This is a genomic window from Robertmurraya mangrovi, assembly GCF_034427655.1.
Classification (GTDB): Bacteria; Bacillota; Bacilli; order Bacillales; family Cytobacillaceae; genus Robertmurraya_A; species Robertmurraya_A mangrovi.
The window spans coordinates 120,009-132,949 of sequence record NZ_JAXOFX010000009.1 but is presented as its reverse complement, the minus strand read 5'-3'; the positions used below and the strand labels follow the sequence as shown (position 1 = coordinate 132,949).

The 12,941-nt window shown below is 35.0% G+C and carries 18 protein-coding genes; 13 read left to right on the top strand and 5 right to left on the bottom strand.

Annotated features, from left to right (window positions below):
- Positions 1–100 precede the first annotated feature (100 nt).
- Complete coding sequence (locus SM124_RS14610; protein WP_322447247.1) at positions 101–211, bottom strand: YjcZ family sporulation protein; 111 nt, start codon at positions 209–211, stop codon at positions 101–103.
- A 446-nt stretch (positions 212–657) separates the two neighbouring features.
- On the bottom strand, positions 658–1,500 hold the full coding sequence (locus SM124_RS14605) for an AraC family transcriptional regulator (protein ID WP_322447272.1): 843 nt from the start codon (positions 1,498–1,500) through the stop codon (positions 658–660).
- Between the two features lie 264 nt (positions 1,501–1,764).
- On the opposite strand from SM124_RS14605, the gene SM124_RS14600 reads away from it, so the two are divergent.
- The 3 genes from SM124_RS14600 (at position 1,765) to SM124_RS14590 (ending at position 4,516) form a co-directional block, all read left to right on the top strand.
- Positions 1,765–2,784, top strand: coding sequence for a serine hydrolase domain-containing protein (locus SM124_RS14600; protein ID WP_322447246.1), 1,020 nt, complete (start codon positions 1,765–1,767; stop codon positions 2,782–2,784).
- A gap of 170 nt (positions 2,785–2,954) precedes the next feature.
- Positions 2,955–3,491, top strand: coding sequence for a sigma-70 family RNA polymerase sigma factor (locus SM124_RS14595; RefSeq protein WP_322447271.1), 537 nt, complete (start codon positions 2,955–2,957; stop codon positions 3,489–3,491).
- The gene (locus tag SM124_RS14590) at positions 3,491–4,516 is read left to right on the top strand and encodes a DUF4871 domain-containing protein (RefSeq protein WP_322447245.1); all 1,026 of its coding nucleotides are present in this window, start codon (positions 3,491–3,493) and stop codon (positions 4,514–4,516) included. The genes SM124_RS14595 and SM124_RS14590 overlap by 1 nt, the downstream gene beginning before the upstream one ends.
- 62 nt (positions 4,517–4,578) lie before the next feature.
- On the opposite strand, the gene SM124_RS14585 is transcribed toward SM124_RS14590, so the two are convergent.
- Positions 4,579–4,803 (bottom strand): hypothetical protein, encoded by a 225-nt coding sequence (locus tag SM124_RS14585; RefSeq protein WP_322447244.1) that lies wholly within the window; start codon positions 4,801–4,803, stop codon positions 4,579–4,581.
- Positions 4,804–5,097: 294 nt separating this feature from the next.
- On the opposite strand from SM124_RS14585, the gene SM124_RS14580 reads away from it, so the two are divergent.
- Positions 5,098–5,712 carry a hypothetical protein gene (locus SM124_RS14580; RefSeq protein WP_322447243.1) on the top strand — a complete coding sequence of 205 codons (615 nt, stop codon included), beginning with the start codon at positions 5,098–5,100 and terminating at the stop codon, positions 5,710–5,712.
- Between the two features lie 32 nt (positions 5,713–5,744).
- Positions 5,745–6,212: a DUF6843 domain-containing protein gene (locus SM124_RS14575; protein WP_322447242.1), complete on the top strand. Its 468-nt coding sequence runs from the start codon at positions 5,745–5,747 to the stop codon at positions 6,210–6,212.
- A gap of 126 nt (positions 6,213–6,338) precedes the next feature.
- On the opposite strand, the gene SM124_RS14570 is transcribed toward SM124_RS14575, so the two are convergent.
- Positions 6,339–7,439, bottom strand: coding sequence for a serine hydrolase domain-containing protein (locus tag SM124_RS14570; protein ID WP_322447241.1), 1,101 nt, complete (start codon positions 7,437–7,439; stop codon positions 6,339–6,341).
- A 24-nt stretch (positions 7,440–7,463) separates the two neighbouring features.
- A complete protein-coding gene (locus tag SM124_RS14565; RefSeq protein ID WP_322447240.1) occupies positions 7,464–8,039 on the bottom strand; it encodes a TetR/AcrR family transcriptional regulator in 576 nt (191 codons plus the stop codon).
- Between the two features lie 322 nt (positions 8,040–8,361).
- On the opposite strand from SM124_RS14565, the gene SM124_RS14560 reads away from it, so the two are divergent.
- The 8 genes from SM124_RS14560 (at position 8,362) to SM124_RS14525 (ending at position 12,847) form a co-directional block, all read left to right on the top strand.
- Positions 8,362–8,736 carry a DUF2089 domain-containing protein gene (locus SM124_RS14560; protein WP_322447239.1) on the top strand — a complete coding sequence of 125 codons (375 nt, stop codon included), beginning with the start codon at positions 8,362–8,364 and terminating at the stop codon, positions 8,734–8,736.
- Positions 8,733–9,122: an SHOCT-like domain-containing protein gene (locus SM124_RS14555; protein ID WP_322447238.1), complete on the top strand. Its 390-nt coding sequence runs from the start codon at positions 8,733–8,735 to the stop codon at positions 9,120–9,122. Before SM124_RS14560 ends, SM124_RS14555 begins: the two co-directional genes overlap by 4 nt.
- A gap of 3 nt (positions 9,123–9,125) precedes the next feature.
- The gene (locus tag SM124_RS14550; protein ID WP_322447237.1) at positions 9,126–9,395 is read left to right on the top strand and encodes a hypothetical protein; all 270 of its coding nucleotides are present in this window, start codon (positions 9,126–9,128) and stop codon (positions 9,393–9,395) included.
- A gap of 299 nt (positions 9,396–9,694) precedes the next feature.
- The gene (locus tag SM124_RS14545) at positions 9,695–10,030 is read left to right on the top strand and encodes a DUF6054 family protein (RefSeq protein WP_322447236.1); all 336 of its coding nucleotides are present in this window, start codon (positions 9,695–9,697) and stop codon (positions 10,028–10,030) included.
- 190 nt (positions 10,031–10,220) lie between these two features.
- Positions 10,221–10,841, top strand: a complete 621-nt coding sequence (locus SM124_RS14540) for a TetR/AcrR family transcriptional regulator (RefSeq protein ID WP_322447235.1) — start codon at positions 10,221–10,223, stop codon at positions 10,839–10,841.
- Between the two features lie 29 nt (positions 10,842–10,870).
- A complete protein-coding gene (locus SM124_RS14535) occupies positions 10,871–11,284 on the top strand; it encodes a Spx/MgsR family RNA polymerase-binding regulatory protein (protein WP_322447234.1) in 414 nt (137 codons plus the stop codon).
- Positions 11,285–11,483: 199 nt separating this feature from the next.
- A complete protein-coding gene (locus SM124_RS14530) occupies positions 11,484–12,332 on the top strand; it encodes a DUF5700 domain-containing putative Zn-dependent protease (protein WP_322447233.1) in 849 nt (282 codons plus the stop codon).
- Positions 12,333–12,418: 86 nt separating this feature from the next.
- Positions 12,419–12,847: a hypothetical protein gene (locus SM124_RS14525; protein WP_322447232.1), complete on the top strand. Its 429-nt coding sequence runs from the start codon at positions 12,419–12,421 to the stop codon at positions 12,845–12,847.
- Positions 12,848–12,941 lie beyond the last annotated feature (94 nt).

Below are 12,941 nucleotides of genomic sequence, written 5' to 3'. Positions count from 1 at the left end.
GATGCATGACAGAATAGGAAAAGAAAGCACTGGCGCTCGTACTTTCTTTATAGGAGGTTGATAAGGATGGTTGAATTCGCTAAGAGTTTGGGTTTTGGAATTAGTATCCTCCACCCATAAACGTAGCTCCAATGATAATTAATAGGATAAATAGAACAACAATCAAAGCAAAATTATTACCCATTCCCCCACCTTGCGTTTGATATGACATAAAATTCACCTCCTCTTATTAGGACTAGTAACATGTTATGTACAAAGGACAAATTCTGAATGGACAAAATTACTATGAAATAAAAATGATAAAAAAGCACAAAAGTTCCTTAAAGGGTTTGGTAGATTGACTAAAAGATAAAGGGTTCGTTTATCGATAAGGTAATTCAGCATTTTTAGTTATTGTACTAACGGAGAAGGAAACGAAACGTTCAGTGGGGCTTAGTCGTAGAAATAAAAATAATAAACTATTATTTTTTGCGTTGGGGGATTGTAGCACTTGTTGCGCCTTTAGCAGCTTACCTAGTATGGTTCAGTAAAGGGAAGGGTTGGATGGCCGCATTTTTTGCTGCATTACCGATTGGTTTATTGCTTTCACAATCGGAACATCACAAATATAAGGATGGTTCACTGTGCTTCATCATGCAACATTGAACCATCCCTTTTTTATGCTTTTACCGTCTGTTTTTTAACCGGAATATAGATATCCATTACTTTATCTTCAGATTGATGGCATCTTTCATCATATAACTCAAAATCTAAGACCCCAGCATGTTCATAACCGGAATTTGGGAACCATTCTGTAAAGATATAATTCCATGTAGACTGAATGGAGGCTGAAAATGTTGGATCATCTGACTTTGGTGTTGTAAATACGGCATATTCCATTTCCGGAAAGCTTCTGTATACTAACCCTTCAGGTGCTGGAGTTCCTTCCTCTACTTCCATTCCAATCAAATACACAAACTCACCTGTTTCGGGGGAGAAATCCGTGCAAATACCAAGCTCTTCTTTACAGTTTAGAGGATTTGGAATGTTCTCATATAATTTCTTTTGAAGATAAATCTGCCAAAATTCAGGAATGTCTTTATTGTTTTGTCCGTCTATATTTTTTGTTTTTAGTTCATAGCCAATGATGTGAAATGTAGGTTTGGTAATGAATGTTGGTTCCATTTTTATTCCTCCTTGAATGATTAACTTTTTTAGTGAGGCTTTTCCACGTAAGGGACCAGATAGGGCATGTGCTTTACGATATTGATTAGGTGAAACCCCGTAAACCTTTTTAAAAGCACGGTTGAATGACTCTTGATATTGAAAACCGACATCCATAGCAATGTCGATCACCTTTTCATCCAAGTAGTACAGTCGTTCCGCTGCACGTGTAAGACGTCTTTTTCTCACATAATCCATTACGGACTCTCCTACAAGTGCTTGAAATACGCGATGATAATGAAAAGGAGAAAAGCATGCTATATCTGCAAGTGTTTCTAGTGTAATCGTTTCTTCCATGTTATCCTCAATGTATTCTAGCGTTCGTTCAATGCAAGCTACATAATCCAACCCCTTCACCTCCTATAGTTAATATAACAGTGAATAAATTCTAATTCTTAACATTATTTGCTATTATTTCCCTCTGATATGTATCTCTTCATTTTATATTAACCTACCATTCTCACTTATGGTACAATTTGTATAATAGTAGACGGAATATTGAGATGGTTATTTGTGGAAGGTGAAGTAATAACCAAGGAATAAAAGGAAAGTAGTGGAACAGTGAAGGTTAATAAATGGTTAAATAACAGGTTTGATTCGGTTGTATCTAATGTAATGGAGACATCTAAAAAAGTTGACTGTTCTGGTGCATCTGTTTTTATTATTCATAATGATAACATAGTGACTGAAGAATATTGGGGGAAGCAATCGAAGAATTCTAATGCAAGACCCATTCAGGAAGATACACAATTTCACGTGGCATCCGTTCGTAAAAGTTACATAGGATTTGCCGTGGCCTATGCGGTAAATGAGGGTTACATAGAGTCAATAGATGATTTAGTCACGAAGTACCTTCCGTTGGATAAGATATCTGAGTTAAATGGAACAACAATAAGGCATCTCTTAACACATACACATGGGTTACGAAGGATTAATGGAGAGATTCATCGAGAATATCCAGCTGGGGAGAATTGGTCTTATCGTGGTATTGGAATTGATTTTTTAACACAAATCGTTAAAATTACAACTGGTCAATCGGTAGCTGACTTAGTAACGAATCAAGTGCTTAGACCTTTAAACCTAATGGAAACTGGATGGTACGGGGAGTTAAATGAAAAACTTGTTGATGTAATACGGAAACCGATTGATAAAAACTGGACTTCGAGTAAAAGTACCGAGGGCGATCAGATGAACATGTATGTGTCTTCTAGGGACTTAGCTAAATGGGGGTACTTTCATCTTAAACTAGGGTCTGTAAATGGGGAGCAAATAACATCGAATAAAATAATTGAACTAGCAACATCTCTTCATAGTCCCAACTTAATAGACAATGAAATTCCACAAAATGGCTTCCTTTGGTTTGTAAAAGATTTGCCTGCAAGAAAATCAGAGATTGGTGAACTTGTCCCTAAAGGCTCCTATCAAATTCTTGGTTATACAGGAGTGACTCTCTTGGTAATCCCTCAGTTTAATCTCGTGGCTGTGCGAGCATTTAATAGTTTTGGTTCACCTGATGGATTTGATTATTTAGCAGATGTTCGTCAATTCGGTGATACCATCATGACCTGCTTATTAGACTAATGAGGACTGTATATCAAGTCTAGATTCTAGCGGTAAAATTTCAGAAGGGAAAAATGAAGGAATATCCAGCTACTCATTAGAGTAGTTTTTTTTTCTAAAAAAATGAAACCAAACCAAAACTCAGTCGTCTTTGCAATAGGTGAAAAAAGTGAGGTGGTGAGAGCTTGACTATGTTTGATAAGGTGGATGAAATCCCGGAAGATAAAGATTCATGGTTCGAACATATCATGGATGAATATGGCGATAGGCTTACTAAGCTTTCCTATAACTATACGAAGGATTGGAAACTCGCTGAAGACATTGTTCAGGATGTATTCATTACTTGTTATAACCAATACGAGAGTATGGACCGGATTGTTTCGTTTAAAGCATGGATATATAGGATCACGATTAATAAGTGTAAAGATTTGATAAAAGGCTCCCTATTTAAAAGGGTTGTAATGAATCCCAACTTACTTAGTTTGTTTAATTCGATTGAGCTATCCCCAGAGATGTCCCTCATAAAAAGCAGTGAAGAGGGGTTTCTGGCTACTTGTGTGTTGGAACTCCCCATGAAGTATCGTGAAGTCATTACGCTCTATTACTTCGAAGAATTATCAATAGAAGAAATCAGTGAAATCTTAAAGATTAACAAAAATACGGTAAAAACGAGACTGAATCGAGCGAGGATGAAATTAAAAGTGTTGATGGAAAGGTGGAGGGATTAATGGAAAAGGAATTGAGTCATTTACGGAAAGCAATGAATTCCTCTACTCATAAAGGGACTCGCTTTACAGAAATTCAGAAACAAAAGATTCGGGCCTCCTTACATCAACAGGAAGAAACCGTATCTAGAAAGCCGAAAATCTCTATTTATATGGTTACCACACTGGCAGCATCGTTGTTTGTCTTTTTGTTTTATACCACGATATCTCCTAACTTAACTTCTAATGGTGGGGGAAATCAAGGAACCAAGGCAACTCTTGAGGACAGTGAATGGAAAGTTCGATATGAATATTCTAAAAATGGTAAGGTGCTGTTCGGTGTTTCTCCCGATCCATATCTTACGGCCGGCAAACCCTTTGGTTATTTGTTTAGCTTTAATGAACCCTTTGAAACCTATAAGGGTAAAAATATAGAAGTGTTCGCAACCCATAAGGAGACTGGGGAACGAGTGAATGTAATACCTAAAAATAAAATTACGGAACCTTCTTCTGGATATTCGACTTTAAGCAGGTTTACTACTAGATTTACCATTCCCAAAAGTGGACTTTGGAAATTTGAAGTCTTTTTGAATAAGGAGTTTTATGGAGATATCGTATTATCAGTAGGATCAGGAACGATTTTACCAGTCGATATTCCTAAATTTGTCCAAAAAAGCGACTTCGAAAAGGTTGACTGGAATCGAAAGGCTGTCTATATAGATAACAATATGTTAGGAAATGAAAATAAGTCAGGTGTAATTGGAGCAGATATGCCGAGTATAAACATCAACCAAAAGTGGATGTGGCATCTATGGGGAATTAAAAATCCAGAAAGAAGTGTGCTAACGGTTGTTGGTTTTCATAAAGAAACGGGAACGGTCCACCAAATTCTCACAACGGGTTGGTCTACCCATCTTGGGGGAGAGAATAACGGGGCCAATGCCCACATTCCTTCAAGCGTAAACATCTCGATGGCAGGAGAATGGGCGATGTTACTGTATGTGGATGGAAAGCTATTCGATGTATTAGTGTATAACATAAATTCTTAAAAAGATAAAAAGGAGGTTAATTCTAAAAACCTCCTTCTTGTTAATTTTATGTATGCTTGATCTTATTTTTGTTTAGTAAAAACTTTTCCATTATTCAACTCACACCAATCTTCTAATTCGCTATATACATCCCTCTCACCGTACTTTTCCAAGAAATCTTCCTTCGTTTCAAATACCTCCATTACATCATTTTCAAGTAGATTAATCATTTGCAAAGGATTAAGGTGGAAAACCTTGGAGACAGCGATTAATTCACCTATATGAACGCTGTTAGCTATATTTTTCATTCCAGCATCTCCTTTTACAGTAAAAACCTTTTCTGTTGACTACAAGTACTTTATAAAAATCCCATTTCTAACTGCTAATCTAAATACATCTATCTATTAATAACACCTCACTGGTATTATTTTCAGTTTTTACAAAACTATGTGTTACTTCACTAACTCGCGGCGTTGGGTAACGATATCATACTAGAACAAAAATGATTTCGAACTCAAGGGCTAGCTTTTTGAGAATAAGAAGATTTTTGAAACGTATGGATTATAAAAACGTATTAGAATATTAAGAAGGGAGTCGATTTTATGGTGAAAAGCAAAAAGGGGTTGAAGTTTGTTTTTTGTCTATTCACATTCCTATTTCTTTTATCTGGGTGTTCGAGTAAGCCTTCAGTAGAACTTGTTAGCTCCAAGGTTGAAATCAGAGACGATGAGAGTAGAATGGGAGGAATCGCTATAACCACGGGAGATAAGAAAGGTAAAATCATCATCCCTGTTGGTCTTAGTTATGATTTTGTGCTAAAGAATAATGGTAAAAAGACTCTTGGTGGAACTGAAAAGCTGAATGAGCAAACCTTTGATTATGACGATGGGATAAAAGTGACTGTTGTGCCTAATGAAAAGTTCGAAGCGGTGCTAAAAGAAATAATGGGTATAAATATATTTCATTTTGACAAGGAAGGTAGACAAGTAGCAAGATTAGGCACAGGGGAATCAGGCGTTCCTACTCTTGAACCAAATAAAGAAGGAACCTATACCTTTGATTTTATTTTAGGTGCTAAGGAAGAAAATCCTGAATTAAGACTCGCGCCATCAGAGAAACAATTAAAAATTTTGGAGAAACACGCTATGGATGTAACTTTAATTATTACTGTTAAGGGGAAAGAAATTGATCGATTTGATTTAAGTAAATTAGATTAAGTTATTTAGATTTAGAAGAAGGTGGAGGCATATTGGTAGGAACAAAAACAAAAATAGGAATAGCCGTATTAGTCCTTTTATTCTTAGGAATAATGTATAGTTTATTAGTCAATCAAGAAGGGGTAGACCAAACCTATTTATTACCTTCGGGATATGAAGGATGTGTAGTCATTAACTACAATGTAAAAGGGGCTCCACCTTTAAAAATAGAGAATAATATAATTACTTATAAGGTTCCACCAAATGGGATTATAAATACTTCTTCACCTTCTGATTTTGGATGGGTAAATGAGAAACATTCGGGAGCATATCAACTCCGTGCTTTTTATGTAGATGAAAAAGGTGAAATCCTTGAAGAATTGCCTCAAGAAAAAATAAGATTTGGAGCAATTGGGGCTTCCCAAGAAGTGGGGAAAGCAGAAAAGCATTATTACTATCAGATCTTTGGTTCAGAAGAAGTTGAAAATAGGGGTTGTCCTGACTTGATTTATAGGAATTAATTTTTTCCATTAGCGGTATTAGGAGGGGAAGGCACTTGACTCCTGTGGAAAATAGAGGAGAGGTAGAGACCCCGAAGAAAGACAATCGAGGAGGTTTGCTTCCTCCCCGACTGTTCCGAGCTTCTATTACATTAATACTTCAGCTTTTTTTGTAGCTTTTAATAGTTTATCTGCAATTTGAAGCATGAATCTAATCCCTTTTTGACCGTAACCTGATTGATTTAAGGATCCAATAATATAAGCATCTGTTGCAGGGTGATAAAACATAAATGTTCCAGTAGAGCCAGCATTCCCCCAAGAGTTATATTTTGCAGGCATTAATACAGGAATCGTTTTAATATTCATGACTCCATATCCATAATCAATTCCTAAAAAGAATCTCCCACAGTCACTTTTCATCTTTTCAATCGTTTCTTTGTCTAATAGGCGATATTGAACGAGTGCTTTCATAAATTTTAACAAATCACCGGTTGTCGAGACGATACCGCCGCCAGCAAATACCATGCTTTTCATACTCTCGTAATTCGTAACCTCAGTATTATGGATATAAAGCTTTGCTATTTCATGTGGACTTTCTTCCAATGGTTTCATACGAGAGAAATGGGTGTGCTTCATATCTAGTGGTTCTAAAATATTCTTGCTAAGCACTTCATGGTAAGGTAACCCTGTGATCTTTTCAATGATTAATCCTAATAGATGATATCCAGTATCGGAATAGTGGAATCCTTCTCCAGGAGGGAAGTGAGTTTTCATATTATTCTTTGCCCAATGGATCACTTCGGACGGAGTCCATGTATGATTAGGCTCATCTAGGATAAGTTCTACGATGGGCTTACCTTTAACTGGCTTATCTTCAAAGAAATCGTGTAAGCCTGAGGTGTTATTTAATAAATGTTTGATTTTTACCTCGTTAGTATAATCATTTCCTTTGTAAAAGTGCAGTCCATTTAAAATATCCGCGTCTAAGTATTTTGATATTTTGTCCTCGTATGAACAGATTCCTTGTTCAATGAATTGTCCAAATAGAACAGATGTAAACAGCTTACTAATACTAGCAATATAGAATGGCTGTTCTGCGTGAATAGATTCTTCACCCGTAGCCAAGTCGAAGTCAATACCATACTTCTCTGAGTGAACACGTAAATAAGCATTGTGAATTTGTGAGTCTTTATCTACCTTTTTTCTAAAAAGTTGCTCGATTTCTATTTGCACCTTTGTCTTCTCCATTTTTCCATCTCCCTAATTATTCTGCTACTCTATTTTCTTTTTACTAATTTGTGCAGCTATGATGACATCCTTCCCAGTACTCTCCAACATACCGATAATTTTTTCTTCATTAAAATCCTCTGGGAGCATACCGTTCACATCCATGACGGAAAGCCCTAATTGAAACACTTGCATCTTAAACAAAATTCCTGCTAATTCTTCATTTGAGAAGCCATTGAGTGAAGTTGAATCCTGCATCTGTTCAAAAATGTTCGTTCTTGAAGGCTGAACATGATTGAGGTAACGCTTGCTGTTCATAATGAGGTCTTTAAAAAGAACACTGTACTCTCTAGCAAACTTTATACTAGCTATCCCTATATTTAGAAAGGGGTCAGAATGGTATTGCGACATTAACATTTGCTGTGCAATATCGTGAATCTTTTCTAGAACGGCCTGTTTTAACTCATCTACTTCTGTAAAGTTCACATAAATAGGGGCAATGGAGCTTCCTAATTGATCTGCTACTTTTCTGACTGTAATACTGTCAATACCTTCTGTCTTTGCTATGTCAAAAGCCGCATCAATGATTGCTTCTTTTGAAAACTTGGTTCTTGGTGGCATAAAAATGACTCCTAAAATTTATTAAATAACACTTGTTATATATCAAATATTATATGATGGGTTTTTCCAGTTTGTAAATAGTTTTTTCCTCAAAAGTAAATAAATGTATATGATGAATTTGTGATCTAATAAAATATAAAGCAAGCAATTAAAGTACGTTAGGAAGTAAAATATTTGATATTTAATGATGTGATTAATATAATTAATGTTATTTTTAATTTTTTTAATAAAAATTAATTTTTATATAAATAATTTTAATTTCATACTTGAAAATATGGAAATATATTGTATGATAAGATTAAATAAAAAAAAGGAGAACAGCATGTCGTATCCTTTACTTACTAATTGTCCTGTTTGCAGGGAGACGCTTAAAATTACTAGGTTACAATGTAATCATTGCCAGACTACGGTAGAAAATGAATTTGAAGTATCAAGACTAGCAGCACTCGGTCAGGAACAGCTGTATTTTATAGAAATTTTTCTTAAATGTCGTGGAAATATCAAAGAGGTCGAGAAGGAACTCGGAATTTCCTATCCGACTGTTAGAGGAAAGTTAGATGAAATTATCTCTACTCTGGGATATTCCTCTCAAAAGAAACCGGAAGTGGATAAGAAAAAAATTGTATCGTTATTGGAAAAAGGTGAAATTACGGCAGAGAAAGCCATTCAATTATTAAAAGAGGGGGAAGATTCATGATGGACGAAATTTCAAGAGTCTTAACGCTTGTGGAGGAAGGAAAGATTGATAAGGAAAAAGCTAGTGAATTAATTACTATTTTACAAGGTAAAGATCAGAAAGAGCTAGTGACTATAAAAGAAAGAGTTCCTTATGGAAATAAAATGTTAAAAATTCGTGTGACCTCTAAAGAAGGGGACAATGTGAATGTGAATTTACCCATTAATCTAGTAAAGGCTGTTTTAAAAGTAGGTACAAATATTGCTGAAAGAATACCTGAGGCAGCAAAATATGTAAAAGATATTAACGTTGACTTGCTCATTGAAGCAATTGAAAATGAATTAGACGGACAGATTGTTGACATCACCTCGGCAAATGGTGACAAAGTCTTTGTGGTAATTGAGTAGATTATGTTAAAAGTCAAGTTGAAAGTCAAGGATAAACGAATTTCTATTCCTGTTCCTTATTCGGTTTTACATGTGGTTAGTTTCCTTATTTCATCCAAAAGAATGAATCGTATAATAAACAAAGCAATTGAAAAAGACGGCAGCCAATTCATTTTCCCAGAAATTAAAAGAAAAGATTTAAAGCCGTTGCTGCAGGTGTTTTCCAAGTACAGTGGAGTGGTCCTTGTTGAAGCGAAATTGAAGGATGGAACGGAGGTAAAAGTAAAGCTTTAAATAAACTCCTATTAGAATATTAATGTTGTTTCGGGTCATTTGTGCTAAAGAAACACATAATATCGAGTAATAGTAAGGTATATATAAATACGAAATAGAACATTAAATATGAAGGGGCAAGAGTTGAAGATCGAATTGGATCGGCAGCTCTTTTTTCTTTTTCTAACAAGAAGAATTTATAATGAAGGAACTATTCTTAATGTCAATCGTATTACAAGTAAGTTCAATTATTTAGAGGAAAATAAAATTATTATAATAGCAATTCAGAAAAATGAAAAGTGAAATCGGGGGATGATATTATGGCAAAGTATGAGAAGACAATAATTGGTCAATTTGAGAAAGTAGTTAATCAATTACAAAGTGATATTAGCAATAGTGGTATAAGTATGAATTTAGTTGATGAAAGTAATTATTCGATTGGAGATACCAAAATTGCCGTTCGAGTTTATGATAAATATTTTATGAGAAATGGAAACAGAGCCAGTTTGAGTCTTACTGTAGTTGGTTCGAATAGTAATATTTATATTTCAGCCATTGGTGCTGGAGGAGGTAGTGGAGTCTTTTTGAACTTTAGTCTGGGTGCCGAGACTGAAATGGTGTCAATTGTACAAAATAGTATAGAAAGAATGGAATAATGCTCTTTTGACTGGTGCCATACTTAGGGAGTATGGCATTTCTTATTGAAAGAAAGACAGACCCCTATTCTAGTAATAAACTTTTCTTAATATGACACATTGTCATGTTTAATATTGACATGTGACATCGTGTCATATATGATAAAAACATAACATGACACGATGTCACACAATATGTCGAGGTGGAACTTTGCCAAAGCAAACATTTTTTAATTTGTCAGTGGAAAAAAGAAAAAAACTGCTTGAATCAGCTGAAATAGAGTTTACAAGGGTTCCTTTTTTTGAGGCTTCCATAGCGAATATTATCAAAACAGCTGGTATACCAAGGGGGAGCTTTTATCAATATTTCGAAGACAAAGATGATTTATATTTCTATTTATTAGAAGGTAAATTAAAAAAGGCAAAAAATTATTTTAGCACTTTGTTAGAAAAACATCAGGGTGATTTAATTGAAGCTGTAACTGAAATGCATACGTATTTTTTAATTACATTATCCGATGAGGAAGAAAAGCAGTTTTTTAAAAATGCACTCCTTTACACCACACATCGAGTAGAGAGTTCCTTTACTAGTATTTGGGGTACTTATCTAGATAACCAAGAGATTCAGAAAGTTAGTGAACTAATTAATAGGCAATGCCTGAATATAAGCGGAGATAAAGAGTTGTTACATATCTTCAAAATGGTCTCTGCACTAGCCTTTAACAATCTTATTGAAAAAACAGTAAAGGGTTTAACTGATGATGAGGCAATCGAATCCTTCAAACTTAGTATGAATTTATTAAAGCAAGGTATATACAAACAAAGCATTTAAAAAAAATTATATATAGAGGTGTTAGTTGAATGACTGTGACTGTATATGGAGTAGGAAGCAGCAGATCAACAAGGAAAGCCGTACAATGGATGAGCAATAACCAAATTCCTTTCGTGGAAAGAGATTTGCTGAAAGATCCCTTAACTGTTCTTGAGCTTCAAGAGATTTTACAATTAACCATTGATGGTACGGATGACATTATCGCTAAAAGGTCATTACCTTATAAAAATATGAAAATAGATATAGACGAACTTTCATTACTAGAATTACTAGAAATTGTCCATAAGGAGCCTAGGTTATTGAAAAGTCCTCTTATTGTGGATAAGAAGAAGCTGCAAGCCGGTTACAATGAGGAGGAAATCCGACAGTTCCTACCAAGAAATACTCGAAAGTTTCAGTGGTTGCAATGGAAAGTAGAACACTTGCAACCTTTAAAAGGTTAAAAAATCTTTAAAAGAAGCTTAATAGAACTAGGTGCGATACTCTAGGGAGGGAATCGCACTTTTTTTGTACAAAAAACCAAGTACGATTAAAAGGAAAGCCATTCGGAACATCAATATGAAGGATTAATACTTCTTTTATTGAATATTATAAAATAACCAGAGAGTCAAGGTGATATTAGAATTTTGTAGGAGAATTAAAATGAAAATTCATAATACAGTTCCATATTTTTTAGAGAATTACCAACCAACTGTACAATTCCTTCAATCTTACCACGATAGATTTCAGCCTCATTTCAAGGAATACTTCCTGTACCATTGTAAAAATGTAGACGAAAAGATGAGATATGCTATTCAGCAATACCCCTCCAAAATAAGTGAGATTAAAAAGTCTAACGAAATAATAGAAACATTGATTTACCAAGTTGCCTCAAGCTATGAGGAAAAATATAAGGTAGAGTTTGAGAAAGATGTTCATGTCATTGTAGGGTGCTATGGATCAAACGCATTTACACATCGGCAAATCATACCTGAGATTACATTTTGTTTAGAGAAACTTTCTTCTAAAGAGCATCATCTAAAGGTCATTATAGCCCATGAGTTTGGTCATGCACTTCATCATATCCTGACCGATCAATTGGGAATAGAATGGTCGGAGCTTCAATGGTCACATCCATTCGTCTGGTTATTGCAAGAAGGCAGTGCAACTTATCTCTCCAGACAAATATCGGAAGCGGATGAATCAGTTTACTTTACATATGATTCAGGTGGGAGTGAATGGCTGCGTTTTGCTGAAACTAATACTCAAAAGATTGTGTCTTCATTTATGGAGGACTTCAAGAAACAGTCCAATCAAGATTTATTTCTGGAATGGTTTTCTATAAACGGGGGGAAGAGATACGGACTTCAACGTTTAGGGTATTATATTGGCTATATCGTTCTTGAATCGTTGATTAAAAAGTATGGCGAATTAAAGGCTATCACACTATGGAAAGAACCTTCTTTTATAGAAGAAGTAATGGAAGTGTTATTAGAACTAACAAATAAATAGTATGGTGGTTATTAGACTAATGCTTCAAGGATAATATTACTTAAAGATGCACACTCTAACTCTAAAAATCTATGGGAGTGAGCATCATGAAGAAAATAATCGTTCTCATTACAGTTTTATTAATGTTTGCTACAAATAACTTTGCTATAGCTAAAAAGCCTCCAGAACCTAAGGAAATCAAACCATATGCAGAAGATTGGTATGTCACACCAGAAGATATTATTAGAGACATTGTGTTTCCTTCCATTGATAAAAGGGTGATGGAAGAGTATCCAGGTAATGATGCTGCTACCTTTGGTTGGCAGTCACAAAGGATAGTAGGGATTGTTTATAACAATAATCATTCTTATGATATTTCCATAAGTATTCAAGTTCCTGATGAAGGACATGTTACTGGAAGTTATTCGCAAGATCTAGTTAAAGTGAGAGTGTCTCCGTCTTGTGACAGCCCAAAAATTGGTTGCAGCCACGGGTTTAAAGTAGAGGTATTGGATTATAAGCATATGAATAAGTGAACGTGGTGTATTTTAAAATTTTTTATTAAATAAATTTCAGATCAGGAGGGGCTGTCCATTAAGTCCTAAGATAAAGGAAGTAGAAAAACGGTCT